The sequence below is a fragment of the Streptomyces sp. NBC_01485 genome (genome assembly GCF_036227125.1).
Classification (GTDB): Bacteria; Actinomycetota; Actinomycetes; order Streptomycetales; family Streptomycetaceae; genus Streptomyces.
Genome location: NZ_CP109435.1, coordinates 1,380,267 through 1,396,013, shown reverse-complemented (window position 1 = coordinate 1,396,013; position 15,747 = coordinate 1,380,267). Strand labels below are relative to the sequence as shown.

Here is a 15,747-nt window from a genome sequence, read left to right as displayed (position 1 = left end):
CCTCGGTCAGCCGGTGACGCGGTCGGCAGCGAACTGGATCGGGCCCCGGGTGCCAGTGAAAGGGGACCGGCCCCAGTCCCCCGGCTCACCCGTGATCTCGCACCGCACCCCACGGATCACAGCCCCGTCCGTCGTGCGCAGCGGCATCTTCGCAGCAGGCGCGTCCGGGGCGTACACGGTCCAGCCGACGATCACGGTGTCCCGGTCCTGCTGCTGCGGACCGCCAACCTGAGGCGTCTCCGCCCGCGGCGTCACCGCGCAGCCCACCAAGTCAAACGACTCATCCGGGCCCGGCAACGGCTGACCGCGCGGACCCCGCCCAGGCGACTCACCAGTGCGCACGATGCGCACCGCCTCGCCGAACGGATACGGCGCGGGCATCAGGGATACCCCCAGCCCGCCTCGTAGTCCTCCGCCCATCCCGACAGATCATCGACCGGCCACGTAGGCGACGGATCGGCAGTTGCCGGCGTCGGATCCACCGTGAACGCACCGCCCCGGCCGGCCAGGGACTTGAGGGCGGACTTGTCGGACTTCGTCAGATACAGGCCGCCCGAACCCTGAGGGCGCTGCACCGACATCGGGCCGATCGTCTCGTAGCTGATCTGCTGCGGATTCACGTAGGCCCGGCCCGCCACCGACAGCACCACGGCCTCCGCACCCTCTGGCAGCGGATTCACGACGGTCTGGCAGAGGGACACAGCCGTAGCGAGCAGTAGATCAGCCCGGTCTCCGTCGATCTCGCCCATTCCCAGGAAGAGGCCGAGCTGCTCGGCGGTAGGGGCAACGAACGCCATCGCAACCTCCTATCGGGCCAGGCCCTCCACGGCGGAACACCAAGCCGCCAGGTCGGCGGCAGGGTCCAGTTCGGCGGACCTGGCCTTTGCCCGCTTCGACGCCAGCCGGTACTCAGCCGCCGCCTTCAGCTTCCGCAGCACCGCCTCGTAGCCGGCGACATCCTCGCGGTCCACGAAGATGCCAGCCTCACCCAGCGACTCCGTAAGCCCCGGCGTCGGATGCGCCACCACGGGGATGCCGGAAGCGAGAGCCTCGCAGCCGGCCCGGCCCCATGACTCGTAGGAAGACGGCATCAGCAGCACTCGCGTGCGGGCGTACACCTTCTCCCGCATGTCCTCGCCGCGGACGTGCTCGACGACTTCGACGTTCGGCAGGTCCGGAAGGATCTGCTCACCGTAGGCGCCTCGGACGGCAAGGAACTCCTGGTCCGGCATCCGCTCGGCAAGGGCCTTGAGGACCCTGCCGCCCTTCTCCGGGTTGCAGTTCACCAGCGTGACAGCCGTCCCCGGCTTCGTCGCATACTCGTCGGCGAACACCGGCGGGCGGACGACCAGGCTGGCCTCGGGGCGGATCGACTTCGGGTACTCGGCGAAGAACATCTCCGCCTCCCGCTCCATCCACAGCGAGTTGTACACCGCCAGCGCCGTGCCCCCAGCCGCGGCATCCCGGAACGTCGCACGGTGCGTGTTGTGGCACACCACCACCAGCGGCTTGCCATACCCGCGGGCCAGAGACGCCGTCTGCGGAACCGTCTCCAGATGCCCCAACAGCACATTCGCGCGGCGAACCGCAGAGGGGAAATCGAGGCGCGACTCCAACGGAATCACCTTGATGCCGCGGTACTCGTACTCCTGATGTGCTTTCCCGTAGCGGGACAGCCACACCGATACGTCGTGCCCGCGCTCCGCCAAAGGCCGCAGCATCGACACGAGCATGTGCTCGGCACCCGCATTGTGCTCCGGTGGCATCGCATGAACCCTGGCGACGATCCTCAGGGGCTTGGCTGCCCCGCCCGGCGCGGACACCGGGACAGCCCTCGCCATCAGGACCCCGACGGAGTGCCGGTGTACTTCACGAACGCCTGCGCGTCGCCCTGCACGTAGCCGTAGAACGCCTCCGCGAGGATCAGCACCAGGTTCTCCTGGAACGCCGAGTGAACGCCACCATCCTCGTCGACGTAGGTCGCCTCCTTGGAGATCCGCACGGTGATGTCCATACCGACGCCGTACGCCGCCTGGGACCAGTCGCCGCCGATCGCCCGCAGACCCGTGTCCGACGAAGCGGACTGCCGGCGCTGCTTACCGGACACACTGCGGGAGTAGGCGAGCGGCTCGCCGATCAGCGTGCCCGCCGCCGCCATCTGGTTGCCCGGCGTGGTGGTGTCGACCAGGATCGGCCGGCCCGTCGTGTCCGTGGCGAGCAGCAGTGACGGCTTCAGGCGGTGGTCGGCGACCGTACCGGTGTAGTCCCAGTCCTCGTCGATGACCTCAGCCATCCCGTTGACGAAGTCCGCCCAGATGCCGCCGTCCGCCTGTGCTGCCGTGCCCAGTTCCACCGAGTTGGTGGTCAGCGCCAGGTAGTCCGAGAACGGGCCGGCGGCGCCCTTCATGGTGAGGCCGTGGATCGCCGCGTGGTCGAAGGCCCGCGCGAACGCCGTCGGCAGATCCCGCTGGAGCTGCGTGTACAGGCCGCCCGCGTTGGTCATCGCGACCTCTTCGGCGACCGGAATCAGCACGGCCAGCTTTTTGGCCGTCATCTGCTTGATACCGACCGACGATGTCGACAACGGCTTCTTCGCCGCTTGCCCGACCCAGTCGGCCGTCGGCACGTCCATCGGGATCGGAACCGACGTCGTCGCGTCGATCGCCAGCGGCGCCGGACGAGCCAGCGCCATCACCGCGGACTGCTCGACCGACTTCTCGAAGATCGGGGCGGTGATGGTCCGCGGCAGCAGTGCCGCATTGACGTCAGAGAGCTTGATCGGGGCCGTAGCCACCATGACTTCCTACTTTCAGCAGCTACTTGAGCTGCGAATGAAGCCACCCGGCGAACTCGTCGCCCGGTGTGAGGGTCCGTTGGTTGTTGGCGCCGGATGCCTGAGTGCGGTCCGGTGCCGGGCGCCGCGGGCCCTCCGGGGGCTGGGCCTTCGCCCAGTGCGGCTTGCGCTCCAAAAGCGACTGGAGGTCGGCCTCGATGGCCGCCTCGTCGATGTCGCCATCGCCGTCGATGTACGAGTCGAGATCCAGGGCGCCGACTGCGTCCTCCGGGTCCGCGAACCCGGTCATCGCCAGCGCCTGCACCTGCGTGCGCACCAGCCGCTGACGCGTCTTGGTGATCTGCTCGGTGGCAGTTGCCAGCTGGTCGGTGAGCCGGTCCGTATCGGACTTCTCCGCGTCCTTGCGGCGCTGCAACTCGGCGAGCAGGGGTTCCTGATCCTTAAGCCGCTTGCGGAGGTTCGCGGCTTCGCTGTTCTTCTTGCGGAGCTCCGCCTCGAACTTCTTCCGGTCGAACGGCTTCTCCTCGGCCTCGGCTTCCGCCTCCTGGGCTTCGTCCGTGGACTCGGTGGTGCCGCTCCCCTCGGCCACCGTCTCCTCGACGGTCTCCTCGGTGCCGGTGTCGACCTGCTCGGTGCTCTGCTCGTTCTCTTCGGGCATGACGAATCGGCCCTCCAGGGGCTGTGTAAATGAGAAAGGCCGCCACCAGGGCGGCCTTGTCGATCAGTTGGATCCGGGAAGCGGATTCGAGTCGTGCTCAGCCAGCGCCTGCCTGAACAGGCGAAGCTGGTCTCCCGGATGGCCTTGGGCGTACTCGCGGTAGATGCGATCCCACTCCGCCGCATGCGGCGACAACTCGAACCGCTGCCCCCGGAAGACGGGGGTGATCACACAGTGGCAATCGTTGTGGAACTTGGCCACGCTGGCGTCGCCGGTGAAGCGCTCGTTAGCATCTCGACCTGCAGTTCCAGCCGTCTTGTAGACCATCCCGCGCGAAGCCATGAGGCGGCAGAAGGCGCAAGCTCCCAGCGCCGCGGCCCGCGCGTAGCCGACCGCTTGCCGGTCCTGCTGCACTGCCTGCCGAAGCGTCTCCCGGCCACCATCTGCGACTAGCTTCTGCGTCGCCGAGTCCGCCTTCGCCATCGCGGCTTGGATCCGCACATCGAGCGGTTCACGCTGCGCAACGGTGGCGACGGCCTCATTGCGCTGCCACAGATCCTTCGTGGCCCAGCGCAGCGCCGAATCCACCTGCTCGTCCGGCGGCGCATCAGCGAGCGGCACTGTGAACGAGCCCGGCACACCGGCTGCCTCGCGTTCGCCGTCGTAGAAGTCGGCGGCCAAAGTCGCCGACGTCTCCGAGTAGCGGCCGACAACCTCCGTCACCGCGTCGATCCACGGAGGCACAGTGGCCTGCAGGCGGTTCTGGTCGAGGAGTCGACGTAGCGTCAACAGATCCCTCAGAAGCAGTCGGGTCAGCCCGCGCTGCGCCGCACGCCACCTACCGGACGAGGCCGAGCCATCAGAGGTTTTCGACACCAAGATCGGCCTCCGACGGCTCAGGACTACGGCCGCTGTCGCCGGAGTCGAGGGCTGCCAGTCGCTCCATCAGCGAGGCGCTGCCGGCCCGGCCGCTGCTCCGACGACGGTCCGCGGCGATCCGCTGCCGCTGCCCCTCCGTGAAGCCTGCCATCTCCAGCGTGACATCGGAGTCGGCAGGCAGGACACCCGCCTGCACCAGCTTGACCGTGGCGTCCACCTGGGCGGCCACCGTCGGGGTAGCGGGGTTGCGCCACACGGTTTCGATCCGCCGCGTCTTCTCCGGCGGCTCCCCGTCCCGCACCCACAGCGCCAGCCGCATGGCCTGCTGCCATGCGGCCCCAAACCGGCGGATGCGGCGCTCGGAGCGCTTCACCAGCTTGGCTTCGGTCGACCGGATGGCATCCGCAGATGCCGGATTGTCCGTGGTGTAGCCGAGCATGTGTGGCGGCAGCCCGAACTGGCTGGACATGATCCGCGCATACAAGTCGATGATCTTCGTCATGCCGGTCGGGTCATGCGCGGCGAACTGACCCACCGACGGGACCTGTCCGTCCTCGTCCCGCTCCAGAGCGAGCACCCGGCCGATGTACGTCTCCCAAGCCGACTTCGCCGTACCGTCCGCGTCCTGAAACGCCGACTCCGACGCCCCCAAGATGTAGCGCTGCGGCGCGCCGAAGAACTCGGCAGCCACCTCCATGCCCATCAGGCGCCGGCATGCGGCATCCGTGATCGACATGACCTCGGGCGTGATCTCCGACTTGCCAACCCTGTCTGCGGTGCGCTGCCGGTTCGCCATCCGCACCACCGGCACCACACCCAGGCCGTGCATGTCCCGGTCGACGACCTCCCAACCGCCTGAAGTGTTCGGCAGACACATCACCGTCTGGTCCGGCAGATACAGGACCAGCATCCGCTCCTCAGGACCCGACTCGATGTACGTGTCCGCGGCGCATTCACGGAGTGCCGCCGTGCCCATCCGCAGACGGGCATCCCACATCAGCGTCATGTCCAGCGGCGACTCGGCGGAGATCAGCGGCGGGCAGTCAGGCGTACCGCAATCCCCGGAGCCGACCGCCAAATACTCGCGGCCGTACACCAGCGCATCCAGATGAGCCAGCGACGACTCGTCGAACAGATCGTTGGCGTCGGCGATCTCCGCCAACTCCGACGAGTCCGAGCCGTCCGCCCAGCGGAACGCCTCCAGATCGAGGCGTTCCTCCAGTGACTCGACACCAACCCTCGGCCAGCCGATCACCGTGTGCAGGCCCTTCAACTGCGGCGGAATACTGATCCCTAGATCACGGACGAGTTGTTCGCCGTTGAAGTAGGCGTCCCGAACTTTCAGGGCGAACCGGTCGCGCAGCATGTCGGCGCGCAGCATGTTGACCAGCGCGAGTTCATGGTCCGACAGATACACCAGCGGCAGATCGGGAATCGAGACGGTCACCGCAGCACCACCACCCGTCCTTTACCGCGCACGGTGGAGCGCTTCTGATTCTTCGGACTGTTCAAAATGAGACGCCGCAGCATGCGGGCGCCGACCATGCACACCGCCAAGTCGATCTTCCGTGCGGACTCGCGATGCTCCTTACCGATCGTGATCCCCCAACGATTCGTCCGCCGCCGGGCATTGATCACGTGGGTGCGCATCACCTTGTGCCCGTCATGCAGCAGCGTCCGCTGCAGCACATCCTCACGGGCCCGCTTCACCGCGTCCGTGAACTGCTCCTGATTCCGGTTGTCACGCATGTCCCAGCGGACCGCATGCGCCTTCGGACCGGACATCACGGCACGCAGCAGCAGCTTCTTCCCATGGGTCTGCCCCCACCGGTCCAGATAGGTGTCCCAGTACATTTCGCCGTCGTCGTCCTTACCCGAGCCCGGGTCCGCGTAGAACGCCAACACTTTGAACCGGCCGAATGCGTTGGCCACGACACCGTCGACGTCCTCGCGCGGCACCTGATACGGCACATAGCCCGGCGTGTCCGGTGAAGGCCAGTTCGGCGGCCTCTGCCACACGCCCAGCGTCGACACCAGACCGTCCGACATGCGGCAGGCTGCAAGCCCGGTCGCGTCGTCGCTCTTGGAGCCGTCGAAGAACATGACGATCTCGTCGCCGTCGACGAGTTCGAGGTCTTCACGCTTACAGGCGTCCCACTCGTAGCGAGCCATCCACGCGTCCTCCGCCGCGGCGATCTGGTTGAACCAGAACCGCCGACTACGGGAAGGCGGGTTACGGACGTCGAGGATCGACTTGATGATCCGGGGAATGTTCAGCCAGACCGAGTCGCCCCGGACTGCCAGCAACACCTTCTCCAGCCACGGCCTAGTCAGCTTCGCCTCAGGCGGAGCCTCCAGCGAGTCGTACAGGATTCCCGTGTCCTCGACACGGCCAGCCTCCGCCGCCTCATAAGCGTCCCGCGTCTGCTCCGCGACCGAGTCCTCGCCAGGCTCGAAGGCGTTGGTGATCGCGAAAGTCCGCGCCGAACCATCCGCCGACTTCGTGGCGTTCCGCTCGATCGTCGCCGCCATCTCGTGGCCCTGGTTCGACTCGATCCAGTGGTGCGTCTCGTTGAGCAGCGTGAACGTCGTCCTACCGCCCTCAAGCGATCGAGGCGACGAGGTCACAGCCTCGATCCGACTGAGCCCCTTGTGCGCGTAGACGATCTCTTTGCCGACCTCGATGCTGTACTCGGCCTTGGATTTCTTCGTGAACAGGGAACCGAAGATGATCATCGTATTGCGGGTTTGATCTTTCGACACGGCAGCGATCTGCACCCAGGCTTCCGGGTGCGGCTCGCCTACCGGCTGCCCGGCTTTAACCCCCCGGATCTCGCCTTCCTCCGCGATCCGTCCATGCCATCTGCAAGGCCCCACAAACTCGGCGGCGGACAATGTCGCGCCGAACGGGTCTTTCCCCCACCCCTTGAGCCGTTGCAGCACCGCATCCCGGTAAATGAACTCCCCGGAATCTGGATCAATGGCGTACCACCAGAAGAGGATCCGGATCTGCTCCGAGGTGAAACGCCACGGCCGGCCGCCGTGCTGAAGGTTCTCCTCGGCCCAGCGCCAAATGTGATGTCCGAGAGTGAACGGTGGCTCAACGAAGTTCCCGAACTCATCGCGCGTCCACGTCGGGCCAATGACGACGGGGTCAACTACCTCCGGGACGGATTCCTCGGCCTCAGCCGCTGAAGGCGGAGCGGTAGTCATCGAGCACCGTCACATCGGCATCGCCCTGCGGAGCAGGCTTGTTTCGCTCCAGCTCCATACGGGCCCGGCGTCGGTCGCCTTCCGTCGTCAGCAGCGACGACATCACCGAGTTCAGCGCCGCCACAAGCTGGCCGTTGGGGCCGCGCTCGGAGCAGTCCAGCACCCGCGACATCAGCTCCGCCGCATACCGGGCAACCGCCCAGTCCGACGGCTGATAGAACGCAGCCTGCCCCGACTCCCGCAGCGACAGGTACCAGTCCGACGCGATCGGATCCCACAGGGGACTCGGATCCGGCAGATCCGGCAGATCCACCGGCGCACCCGAAGGTGCCTTCGTGACAGAGTCCTTCTCTTCCTTCGAGCGATGGCCCATGCGCTCCTCAGAGCGCTTACCGATAGGTCCACGAGCGCCCATGACGACCTCCAGGGTCAGAGCACGCCACCAGGGCGCACAGAGGGCTGGAAACAACGACGCCCCGACTCAGGGACGCCGCCGGGGCGTCAGAGCGAGGCGATCAAACCGGCCGCATCAGGCAGCACGGCAAGACTCAACGGCGTACCCGAAACCCGGTCGCCGACGATGATGTAACGACGGTCCGAGTACACCTCGACCGCCAACTCCCCCTTGCGGATACGTCGGCCGTGCGGGACCGCGCCACGGAACCACAGGTGCAGGCCGGTACCGGACCGGCCGCGCTCCATGTACGTCGGCGGCAACTGATCCACGATCGCCTGCGCCCACGGAAGCACCCGGCCGTCCTCGACGGCGTGGTCCAGGTCGACGACGACGATGCCGTCGCCGGCCGTGAGGACGAAGCCGATGCCGTCACCCGTCTTCGACGCGGCCACGGTCGCGTAGTCCGACCAGGATGACGGGTCCTTGACTGAGGCGAAACGGCCGTCGGTGCGCAGCGGCACCTTGTCCTTGTGCCGCACCCACCGCGGGCGCAACGTCAACTCAGCCGGGATACGAGCCTGCTGCTCGGCGGCCACCTGCTCTTGGTGGGCGGCCAGTCGGGAGCGACTCGCCCGCTTCCTGCAGGTCGCGCCGCAGTAACGCGCATCGGCCCGCGCCATCATGGGCAGCGGGCCAGCGCACTGCCCGCACACGGTGCGGCGGGCTGCGGCGGTCGAGGTCATGGGTACAGCATAGGCGCCCCGATGTCACGGCTATAGCCGTTTGACCTGCATCGTTACCATCTCGCTACCGAACCGTCGGCCGCGAGTGGACTAGACCGGTGAGGCATTTCCGCAGGTCAGCGGCCCTGGAAACCCGGGCGGGATGTCAGGTGCTATACGGCCCCGAGCCCCATGATCTTGAGGTAGGGGGTATGCTCCCTATGTCCGTTTCGGTTTGGATTATGGATCAAAGATCATCACGACCAAGATCACGAGTCCAGGCGTGGGCGATCACGTCAGTCAGATCCGGCTTGACGCTCATGATCAACCTGCTGCCTTCAACACCCGTCGAAGTGATCTCCGTCGTGATCGGTACTGCGACGTCGCACTCCGCACAGCGGACCTGGACTGCACCGACGGCTGCCATGCCCACCTCCCCGCGCCGTGGCCGGCCCCTACCGAGTCCGCCTACCCGGGTTGAGCCGACTGCCCGTCGCGACCCCGGTTGACCGGATGTGCATGAGCTGGCAGTAGCCCTTGGCTCGCGCTCCGAGGTACTTGCTGAGCAGCCTGTTGCATCGGGTCCAGTCGCCTGGTGTGCCCCAGCGGATGCGGGCTCCGCCTGCGCCTGAGGGTCCCCAGTAGCGTCGCAGTGTCTCGGCGTTACCTTGTCGGCTCCGGCTTCCTCGTCCTTTGCTCGCCATGTTGGATCACTCCTTGGCCGGCGCTGGCTCCTGGTCTTGGGGTGTCTGTGGTTCGTCTACCCGTTCGACGCGGAGGACTTGCGCGGCCGGGATGGCGATGGCGACGCGGTGGTCTTCGAAGGCGGTGCGGTCTTTGAAGAGGACCCAGCCGTCGGCGAATTCGACGGTGAGGTTGGGGTCTTCGATGAGGGTGTCTTCGCGGCGGCGTTCGGAGTGGATGACGAGGTAGGCGGTCATAGCTGCCTCGATTGGAGGGTGCCGCCACACCACGAGCAGCGAGGGTCGATGCCGCGCTGCGCGGCGTGCCGTCCGCGCCGGTGCAGGTAGCGCATGCGTGCGGCGTAGATGCGGGAGTAGATCGCGACGTAGGCGGTGTACAGGCTGCCGTCTTCGCGCTTGAAGCTGGGGATATGGCGATAGAGGAGACGTTGTGTGCCGTTCATGGCGCGGTCCTCTGGCTCACAGGAGTCCGGGGTGCTGCTCGGGTGGCCGCTTTCGTCCGGGTGGCGGGTTGGCGGCCTTGGCTGCGTGGCCTTCGCGTGAGCTCTTGTACCGGTGGCAGTGGGGCGGTGTGGCGTCGTGGGCCCAGTCGAGGTTCTCGGGGCTGTGGTCGTCGCCGGGCTGTTTGTGGTCGAGTCGGTCGCCGCCGGGTTGTCCGCAGATGTGGCAGATGTGGTCGGGGTTTCGGGCGTGTGCGGCGGGCCGGATTTCGCTGCGCCAGTTGGAGGGCAGTCTGCTCTTCCTGGTGCTCCGTGCCCAGCCTCCGCTCACGGCCGTCTCCTACTCCTCGGGGCTGCGTTCGGTGTCGCTGCCGAGTGCCCATCCTGCGAAGCCGGTGCGTTGTCCGGCGGGCGCGTTGGTGATGGCGATTCCGTACAGCCGGACAGCTGCGTCTTCGGCGCGCGCGAGTGGGTCGCCGTCCGTGCTGCCGCTGACCTCGACGCTGACCTCGCGGATGCCGTCGGACAGCTTGACGGTCACGTCAGGCACGGTGGCTTGGGTCGTGCGGGGCGACCACGTCGGCCGCGTTGTCGACTGTGATGTCGCGGCTGGTGGCGGCGTGCCCGGTGCGCAGCCGTTCCAGTTCGGCGTTCAGACTGGAGATCCGCGCTTCGTGGTCGGCCATGAAGCAGTTGTTGGCTATGGCCATGCCGTCGATGATCTGTGCGGCCATGCTGAGGCGCTTCTCTGGTGTGGCCCGGTTCCATTGCCAGATCCATTGGCCTGGGTTGGGGGCGACGCGTTGGTCGGTGACGGGTTCTTCGCCTTCCCGCAACTGTGCGACTTCGGTGGCCTGTGCGTCACATTTCTTGCGTAGTCCGGCGGCGGCGTTCCGGATGTCGTCCCAGTCGCGGGTGTGGTCCATGCCGAGGGCGTCGAGGAGGGCGGCCTTGTGGTTGGCGAGCCGGTCCGCGTCTCGGGCGATTCCAGTGCGCCCGTCGGCCATTCGTTGCGCGTCCATGGTGGCGTCGCGACGGTCGAGGATCTCGTTCTGCGCCTTGGTGATCTCGTCCTGGACCTGTTCGCGGAACTGTTCGAAGTCGCCTTCGATGCGGATCTTCAGCGGGTAGCCGTCGGGGTCGACTGGCGTTTCGTTGGCGGGGATGTCGACGGTGCGGTCGGTGAAGAGGACTCCTCGGGCGCCAATCTTCTTGGCGAAGGCGTCCCAGTAGTCGTTGAGCATGGTGTTCTCGTCGAACGAGAGGATGTCCCATCCGTCGATGACGAGGATGTACGGGGTCTCGTCGGGGCCTTCGTCGCGGTAGATGGTGGGGAGTTCGAGGATCTGGATGCGGGCCATCAGGCGTCCACCGCCTCATCGTCCTGGAGCACGATGCTGCGGACGTTGCCGATCGGGATGTAGGCGGCTGCGGCCCCGTCTCCGACCCAGGCGATGTACTGGCTTCCGGATGGTTCGAGGTTGGCGGCGGTGATGGTCTCGGTTTCGCCGTCGAGATAGCTGATGCGGTAGCGGGCCATGGCGCGGGCTCCTGGTGGGGTTATCGGAGGTACCAGTTGGCGGCGAGTTGGCGGAGGCCGGGCTCGTCGAAGGGGGGTGTGAAGCGGCCTGCGTCGGTGGGGTTGAGGTAGCCGCCTTGCGGATCGCACATGATGGGCTTGGTGCCGGTGGCGGTCGCGACGCATTCTCCGCGCTTCACGGTGCCGTCGCCGTTCAAGTCTTCGGTGGCGTGGGCGAGGCCGAGGCTGTGGCCGAGTTCGTGGGTGATGACGTTCCACCGGTAGGCGTCGTTCTTGACCGCGTCCGTGGAGAACCAGTTCGGGGACGTCCAGTACTCGGAGTCGATGAGCATGTGGCCGCCCCACGCGGAGCCGTCGTCGATCTGGTGGCAGGCGCGGGCCTGCGACATGCCGGCTTCGCCGGTGGGCCGGTAGCTGTAGGAGACGATGATCTGGTGCCGTGCTGGGCAGGTGCCGGCGGGCGTGGTGTCGATGAGGTCGGTGACGGTGATCTGCACGCCGGTGACCGTCGACGCCTGCGCGGCTGGCTTCAGCAGGTACGGCTTCAGCTTGGTCCGGGCTGCCGTGTCGGCGAAGACGATCGTGTACGGGTCCGGGTTGAGGCTGTAGATGCCGTTGTCGGTCCAGACTTTCCAGCCGCGGCCCGCGTAGACGGGTCCGGTGGCTGATTCTGCGGGCGGGGCTGCGGTGAGTAGCAGGCCTGCGGCTGCGACGAGGGCGGCGAGGATGCGGAGTCGGAGGGCCACGGGCACCTCCGATCACGGTCAGGGTTTCCAGTGGGGTCCGCGGAGTGCGGCGGGTATGTCGCTGGTGGTGATGGGCGTGGTGAGGATGCCGCCGTTGGCGTACCGACTGCGGATGCTCGGCTTCGACTCGGGAGGCTGAGGCCGGTCGAGGCTGGTGAGGATCTCGTCCGTCAGCCCGTGCGCGTGGGCGAGGTCGAGGAGTTCGGGGCAGTCGTTGAGGTTGTCGGTGACGGGGTCGCAGCAGTCCTGCACCCACTCGACTCCGCAGCCGTCGCAGGCTGCCGCGCGATCGGTTCCCGCTGCTCCCGGGTCGAGCCGGTGCCGGGCGAGGATGCGGCGGTCTGCCTCGCAGCGCCGCAGAACTGCGGCCGGGTCGTTCAGGGCGACGTGGTCAGCGAGTCCCGGCTTCAGCGGGCTGCTTTTGTGTCGGTAGAAGAGCACGTGCCCGTTGACGGTGCGTACCGCTCGATTCCCGTCGGCCATCCACAGCCCGTCCCATGGGGCGCTGCGATCTTCGACTGCGCGCGCGGTCTCTTCGACGCGGTCGACTTGCTGGGTGATCCAGGCGTGGAGATCCATGGCGCGGGCTCCGAGGGGTCAGGCGAGTCGGTATCCGGCGGCGTCGTAGTAGTCGATGCCGCCGAGTTCGATGCGGTCACTGGTGAGCGTGAACCAGGGGCTCATCGTCGCTGCGCGATCGGGGGCGTCGGGTACGGCGAGCGTGATGATGACGTGCTGGCCGTCTTCGCTGTGGCGGCGGGAGAGTTCACGGCCAGGCAGCAGGTGCTGGTGCTTGTTGAAGTCCGCTTCGAGATCGGTGTCGACGCGTAGTTCAACGGTTGCATCGATCATGGTGTCGCCTCGCCGTCGGCCGTCTGTTGGGTTCAGTCTGCGAGGGCCCGCCGGACGCCTTCTTCCAGCGTGACGGCCGGCTGGTAGTGGTCGAGCATGCGGCCGGGGTCGCTGACGCGGTGGTGGACGCCTTGGGGTGCGGACGGCAGGTGCTTCAACTGGGGGCGGTATCCGGCTCCTGCGCACACGATGGCGGCGAGGTCGTTGAAGCTGGTGGCTCTGCCCCAGCCGAGGTTGACGGGTCCGGTGACGTCGGCGGCGAGGAGCGCGAGGGTGGCTGCGACCAGGTCCGAGATGTGGATCCAGTCGCGTGTGGAGTCGCCGGATCCCCAGATTTCGAAGGGGTCGTCGCGGCGTTTGGCCCGCTGGATGAACGCGGGGAACGGGTACGCCTCGTCCTGGTCTTCGCCGTAGCCGCTGAACGGGCGCGGGATGAGGATGCGGCAGCCTTCGGCTTCGGCGTAGGTGGCGAGTTTCTCGCCGGTGAGTTTCGCCCATCCATACGATGCGTCGGGCTGTTCGGGATGGTCGAGGTCGATGTCTTCCTCGTACAGTTTGCGGACGTCGCCGGGCTGCTGAAGCTCGATCGGATATGCCGCAGACGAACTGAAGTAGACGGCTCGCGGGGTGCCGGTGCGAATCAACCAGCGCATGTACCAGGCGTCGAGTGCGAGGTTGGTGGCGACGCCGAGCGGGCTGCCGTCGATGCTGGCCCGACCGCCGACAATCGCCGCGCAGTGGATCGCGAGGTCCCAGCGCTGGTTGTCGGCGCGAAAGAAGTCGAGGGCGTCGCCGCTGCCGTCGGCGAGGTCGATGCCGGTGACGTCGTCACCCCGGGCTTCGAGCGCGGCATGCAGGTGACGGCCGACGAAGCCCCGGTGGCCGGTGAGGAGGACGCGCATGGTCACCGCCTTGCCTCGGTCAGGCCCCTTCGGGCCAGTGCCAGGTTCCGCCGGGGTGGTTCACGGCGGGGTTCGAGTCGGCCAGATGGGGATCCGCCTCGTGGTGCACGCAGCCCCGGTTGAAGAAGAAGCCGGTCGGGTTGAGTACGGCGAGGCCGACGATCTCCTGCCCTTCGCCCTTACTCTCCGGCGAGACCTCGGTGACGATCGCGGCCCGGCACTCCTTGCCGTACTCGCCGCCGGGCGTTCCGTGGCTGACGTAGTGGACGGCGGCGCCAATGGTGGGCTGCATTGGGGGTCCTCGGCTTACTCAGCGGTGGGTCTTGAGGTAGAAGGTGCGCTTGCCGAAGCAGACGCCGATCTCCCACTTCTGACCGTCGCGGCAATGCCGTTGTCTGTCCTATGAAGCGAGTGCGGGTTCCAAGGTCAGCGACTTCTCCGGGACGTGTCGGGTGGGGCGGCGGGGCTTCCCCGCGGGGCGGTAGGTGTACTTCAAGTACGGGCGCTTGACGAACCGGTCCGCCTCGCGCAGGCGTCTGGCACCGCTGTCGAGCTTGCGGTGCACCTTATCGGCCAGCATCGTCATGAACTGCTTGACCTGCCAAGAGGTCTGCGTGCACTGGCGGATGACGCTGCGTCGCACGTGCTTGATGACCTTGACGAAGGAGATCCGGTCCGGGTCGATCCCTTCTTCGTCGGCCAGGAGCATGATGATCCGGGTCATGCAGTGGTGCACCACCAGATGCGCCCATACCTCCTGCCGGATCAAAGCTGGGCTGACGGACCGTAAGACCTCCTGGGGTCCGCGCTGAAACGTCTTGACCTGCCGAAACGCCGACTCACTCTCCCAGCGATCATGGTAGAGGGCGGCCAACTCGTCCGCGGGGAAGGCCACCGGGTCCAGCAGGTCGGTCAGCAGTCGGATGACCTCGCCCCCATCGATGCGGTACTCGACCACCCGCACCAGCACCCCGCCGGGATGTGCACGCTTCTGCCCGGCCAGGTTCATCCGGGCCAGATACGTCCCGTCCACGAGGACCGTCACCGGCTGGTGGGCCACCGTGGAGCGCGCCCGGATCAGCAGGTGAGCCCCGGCCTGCGTGAACGCCTTCCACAGTTCCACCCCGGGGAAGCCCCGGTCCATGATGACGAACATCCCGGCAGCGCTGGCGGCCATCGGGATCGTCAACTCCCGCTCCCCGGTGCTGAACCCGCCCACTCTCGCGTCGATCGTGGAGTGCGTCCCGGTCTCGGTCAGCGTCACCACCCTGGCCTGAGGATTTCCCGCCCGATGACCCCTGGCGTCCCGCGTCCCGCCGAACGTGGCCCGGTTGACCTCGTTCTCCTTCACGTCGAGGAGGAACCCGTCCACCGCGGCGATCCGCATCCCCTGGTAGTAGGCGTCGGCAAGCCCTGGCGGGGCTACCGGCCCGGCCAGGCGACGGAACAGCGTCTCCAGCACGGCCGGCCCGAGCCGCTGCCTGGCCCGCGTGAACGAGGACCGGTTCGGGATCGACACGCTCATCTCCTCCAGCGCGCCCACCAGATTCTCCGCCACGTCGTCATAGGAGTCCTGCTGGAAGAGGGCCGACGCGAGCACGAAATAGACCATGAACCTGACCGGCAGCGCCCCAGGCTTCTCATCCCGCTTTCCGCACGCAGCCAGCACCTCGTCCACCAACTCGGCGGTCACCCACCGGGTGAGAATTCCCAACCGCACGTCGTCCGATAATCCGGTCCATGGATGCTGCATAACTGTCAGCATCCTCGCGCCGACGCCGCAGCGGAACGCTGCGTGCAGCCCACAGACAACGGCATTGACCGTCGCGGTGCAGGTGGATGGGTGTGAGGTGCAACTGCCAGAAGTGCTTGTGGCGCCAGTACGTGCGGTAGCCGCGAG

23 protein-coding genes are annotated in these 15,747 nt (G+C 67.1%); all 23 read right to left on the bottom strand.

Translation table 11 applies throughout. From position 1 onward, the window contains the following. Positions 1-6: 6 nt before the first annotated feature. The 23 genes from OG352_RS06505 to OG352_RS06395 all read right to left on the bottom strand — a co-directional run bounded on the left by OG352_RS06505 (position 7) and on the right by OG352_RS06395 (position 15,600). Complete coding sequence (locus tag OG352_RS06505; protein WP_329215286.1) at positions 7-255, bottom strand: hypothetical protein; 249 nt, start codon at positions 253-255, stop codon at positions 7-9. A gap of 125 nt (positions 256-380) precedes the next feature. Continuing rightward, positions 381-797: a hypothetical protein gene (locus tag OG352_RS06500; RefSeq protein WP_329215284.1), complete on the bottom strand. Its 417-nt coding sequence runs from the start codon at positions 795-797 to the stop codon at positions 381-383. Positions 798-806: 9 nt separating this feature from the next. Further along, a complete protein-coding gene (locus tag OG352_RS06495; RefSeq protein WP_329215282.1) occupies positions 807-1,823 on the bottom strand; it encodes a glycosyltransferase family 4 protein in 1,017 nt (338 codons plus the stop codon). A 17-nt stretch (positions 1,824-1,840) separates the two neighbouring features. Beyond that, positions 1,841-2,797 carry a phage major capsid protein gene (locus OG352_RS06490; RefSeq protein WP_329215280.1) on the bottom strand — a complete coding sequence of 319 codons (957 nt, stop codon included), beginning with the start codon at positions 2,795-2,797 and terminating at the stop codon, positions 1,841-1,843. Between the two features lie 19 nt (positions 2,798-2,816). Continuing rightward, on the bottom strand, positions 2,817-3,452 hold the full coding sequence (locus tag OG352_RS06485; protein ID WP_329215277.1) for a hypothetical protein: 636 nt from the start codon (positions 3,450-3,452) through the stop codon (positions 2,817-2,819). Positions 3,453-3,515: 63 nt separating this feature from the next. Next, the gene (locus OG352_RS06480) at positions 3,516-4,328 is read right to left on the bottom strand and encodes a VG15 protein (protein ID WP_329223732.1); all 813 of its coding nucleotides are present in this window, start codon (positions 4,326-4,328) and stop codon (positions 3,516-3,518) included. Beyond that, on the bottom strand, positions 4,312-5,778 hold the full coding sequence (locus OG352_RS06475) for a phage portal protein (RefSeq protein WP_329215275.1): 1,467 nt from the start codon (positions 5,776-5,778) through the stop codon (positions 4,312-4,314). The genes OG352_RS06480 and OG352_RS06475 overlap by 17 nt, the downstream gene beginning before the upstream one ends. Further along, the gene (locus OG352_RS06470; RefSeq protein WP_329215273.1) at positions 5,775-7,544 is read right to left on the bottom strand and encodes a terminase; all 1,770 of its coding nucleotides are present in this window, start codon (positions 7,542-7,544) and stop codon (positions 5,775-5,777) included. The genes OG352_RS06475 and OG352_RS06470 overlap by 4 nt, the downstream gene beginning before the upstream one ends. Next, positions 7,516-7,917 carry a phage terminase small subunit gene (locus OG352_RS06465; protein WP_329215271.1) on the bottom strand — a complete coding sequence of 134 codons (402 nt, stop codon included), beginning with the start codon at positions 7,915-7,917 and terminating at the stop codon, positions 7,516-7,518. Before OG352_RS06465 ends, OG352_RS06470 begins: the two co-directional genes overlap by 29 nt. Before the next feature lie 128 nt (positions 7,918-8,045). Beyond that, the gene (locus OG352_RS06460) at positions 8,046-8,684 is read right to left on the bottom strand and encodes a bifunctional DNA primase/polymerase (protein ID WP_329215269.1); all 639 of its coding nucleotides are present in this window, start codon (positions 8,682-8,684) and stop codon (positions 8,046-8,048) included. Between the two features lie 226 nt (positions 8,685-8,910). Further along, positions 8,911-9,090: a hypothetical protein gene (locus tag OG352_RS06455; protein ID WP_329215267.1), complete on the bottom strand. Its 180-nt coding sequence runs from the start codon at positions 9,088-9,090 to the stop codon at positions 8,911-8,913. 283 nt (positions 9,091-9,373) lie between these two features. Further along, positions 9,374-9,604, bottom strand: a complete 231-nt coding sequence (locus OG352_RS06450; protein ID WP_329215265.1) for a hypothetical protein — start codon at positions 9,602-9,604, stop codon at positions 9,374-9,376. After that, positions 9,601-9,810, bottom strand: a complete 210-nt coding sequence (locus OG352_RS06445) for a hypothetical protein (protein ID WP_329215264.1) — start codon at positions 9,808-9,810, stop codon at positions 9,601-9,603. Before OG352_RS06445 ends, OG352_RS06450 begins: the two co-directional genes overlap by 4 nt. 16 nt (positions 9,811-9,826) lie before the next feature. Further along, positions 9,827-10,138, bottom strand: a complete 312-nt coding sequence (locus OG352_RS06440) for an HNH endonuclease (RefSeq protein WP_329215262.1) — start codon at positions 10,136-10,138, stop codon at positions 9,827-9,829. A 9-nt stretch (positions 10,139-10,147) separates the two neighbouring features. After that, positions 10,148-10,348 (bottom strand): hypothetical protein, encoded by a 201-nt coding sequence (locus OG352_RS06435; protein WP_329215260.1) that lies wholly within the window; start codon positions 10,346-10,348, stop codon positions 10,148-10,150. Position 10,349: 1 nt separating this feature from the next. Next, positions 10,350-11,168, bottom strand: a complete 819-nt coding sequence (locus OG352_RS06430) for a hypothetical protein (protein WP_329215259.1) — start codon at positions 11,166-11,168, stop codon at positions 10,350-10,352. After that, positions 11,168-11,347, bottom strand: a complete 180-nt coding sequence (locus OG352_RS06425; RefSeq protein WP_329215257.1) for a hypothetical protein — start codon at positions 11,345-11,347, stop codon at positions 11,168-11,170. The genes OG352_RS06430 and OG352_RS06425 overlap by 1 nt, the downstream gene beginning before the upstream one ends. 20 nt (positions 11,348-11,367) lie before the next feature. Further along, positions 11,368-12,093, bottom strand: a complete 726-nt coding sequence (locus OG352_RS06420) for a M12 family metallo-peptidase (protein ID WP_329215255.1) — start codon at positions 12,091-12,093, stop codon at positions 11,368-11,370. Between the two features lie 18 nt (positions 12,094-12,111). After that, positions 12,112-12,672 (bottom strand): DUF6221 family protein, encoded by a 561-nt coding sequence (locus OG352_RS06415; protein WP_329215253.1) that lies wholly within the window; start codon positions 12,670-12,672, stop codon positions 12,112-12,114. A gap of 18 nt (positions 12,673-12,690) precedes the next feature. After that, entirely contained in the window at positions 12,691-12,945 is a 255-nt protein-coding gene (locus OG352_RS06410; RefSeq protein ID WP_329215251.1) for a hypothetical protein, read from the bottom strand. 32 nt (positions 12,946-12,977) lie between these two features. Further along, complete coding sequence (locus OG352_RS06405) at positions 12,978-13,847, bottom strand: NAD-dependent epimerase/dehydratase family protein (RefSeq protein WP_329215249.1); 870 nt, start codon at positions 13,845-13,847, stop codon at positions 12,978-12,980. Positions 13,848-13,866: 19 nt separating this feature from the next. Next, positions 13,867-14,139, bottom strand: a complete 273-nt coding sequence (locus OG352_RS06400; RefSeq protein WP_329215247.1) for a hypothetical protein — start codon at positions 14,137-14,139, stop codon at positions 13,867-13,869. Between the two features lie 108 nt (positions 14,140-14,247). Further along, positions 14,248-15,600 (bottom strand): IS4 family transposase, encoded by a 1,353-nt coding sequence (locus OG352_RS06395; RefSeq protein WP_329215245.1) that lies wholly within the window; start codon positions 15,598-15,600, stop codon positions 14,248-14,250. Between the last annotated feature and the right edge of the window lie 147 nt (positions 15,601-15,747).

Excerpts from the sequence above, each read along its gene's own strand:
- OG352_RS06500 (WP_329215284.1), bottom strand. The coding sequence starts at position 797 with ATGGCGTTCGTTGCCCCTACCGCCGAGCAGCTCGGCCTCTTCCTGGGA.
- OG352_RS06490 (WP_329215280.1), bottom strand. The coding sequence starts at position 2,797 with ATGGTGGCTACGGCCCCGATCAAGCTCTCTGACGTCAATGCGGCACTG.
- OG352_RS06485 (WP_329215277.1), bottom strand. The coding sequence starts at position 3,452 with ATGCCCGAAGAGAACGAGCAGAGCACCGAGCAGGTCGACACCGGCACC.
- OG352_RS06470 (WP_329215273.1), bottom strand. The coding sequence starts at position 7,544 with ATGACTACCGCTCCGCCTTCAGCGGCTGAGGCCGAGGAATCCGTCCCG.
- OG352_RS06465 (WP_329215271.1), bottom strand. The coding sequence starts at position 7,917 with ATGGGCCATCGCTCGAAGGAAGAGAAGGACTCTGTCACGAAGGCACCT.
- OG352_RS06460 (WP_329215269.1), bottom strand. The coding sequence starts at position 8,684 with ATGACCTCGACCGCCGCAGCCCGCCGCACCGTGTGCGGGCAGTGCGCT.
- OG352_RS06455 (WP_329215267.1), bottom strand. The coding sequence starts at position 9,090 with ATGGCAGCCGTCGGTGCAGTCCAGGTCCGCTGTGCGGAGTGCGACGTC.
- OG352_RS06450 (WP_329215265.1), bottom strand. The coding sequence starts at position 9,604 with ATGACCGCCTACCTCGTCATCCACTCCGAACGCCGCCGCGAAGACACC.
- OG352_RS06445 (WP_329215264.1), bottom strand. The coding sequence starts at position 9,810 with ATGAACGGCACACAACGTCTCCTCTATCGCCATATCCCCAGCTTCAAG.
- OG352_RS06430 (WP_329215259.1), bottom strand. The coding sequence starts at position 11,168 with ATGGCCCGCATCCAGATCCTCGAACTCCCCACCATCTACCGCGACGAA.
- OG352_RS06425 (WP_329215257.1), bottom strand. The coding sequence starts at position 11,347 with ATGGCCCGCTACCGCATCAGCTATCTCGACGGCGAAACCGAGACCATC.
- OG352_RS06415 (WP_329215253.1), bottom strand. The coding sequence starts at position 12,672 with ATGGATCTCCACGCCTGGATCACCCAGCAAGTCGACCGCGTCGAAGAG.
- OG352_RS06410 (WP_329215251.1), bottom strand. The coding sequence starts at position 12,945 with ATGATCGATGCAACCGTTGAACTACGCGTCGACACCGATCTCGAAGCG.
- OG352_RS06405 (WP_329215249.1), bottom strand. The coding sequence starts at position 13,847 with ATGCGCGTCCTCCTCACCGGCCACCGGGGCTTCGTCGGCCGTCACCTG.
- OG352_RS06400 (WP_329215247.1), bottom strand. The coding sequence starts at position 14,139 with ATGCAGCCCACCATTGGCGCCGCCGTCCACTACGTCAGCCACGGAACG.
- OG352_RS06395 (WP_329215245.1), bottom strand. The coding sequence starts at position 15,600 with ATGCAGCATCCATGGACCGGATTATCGGACGACGTGCGGTTGGGAATT.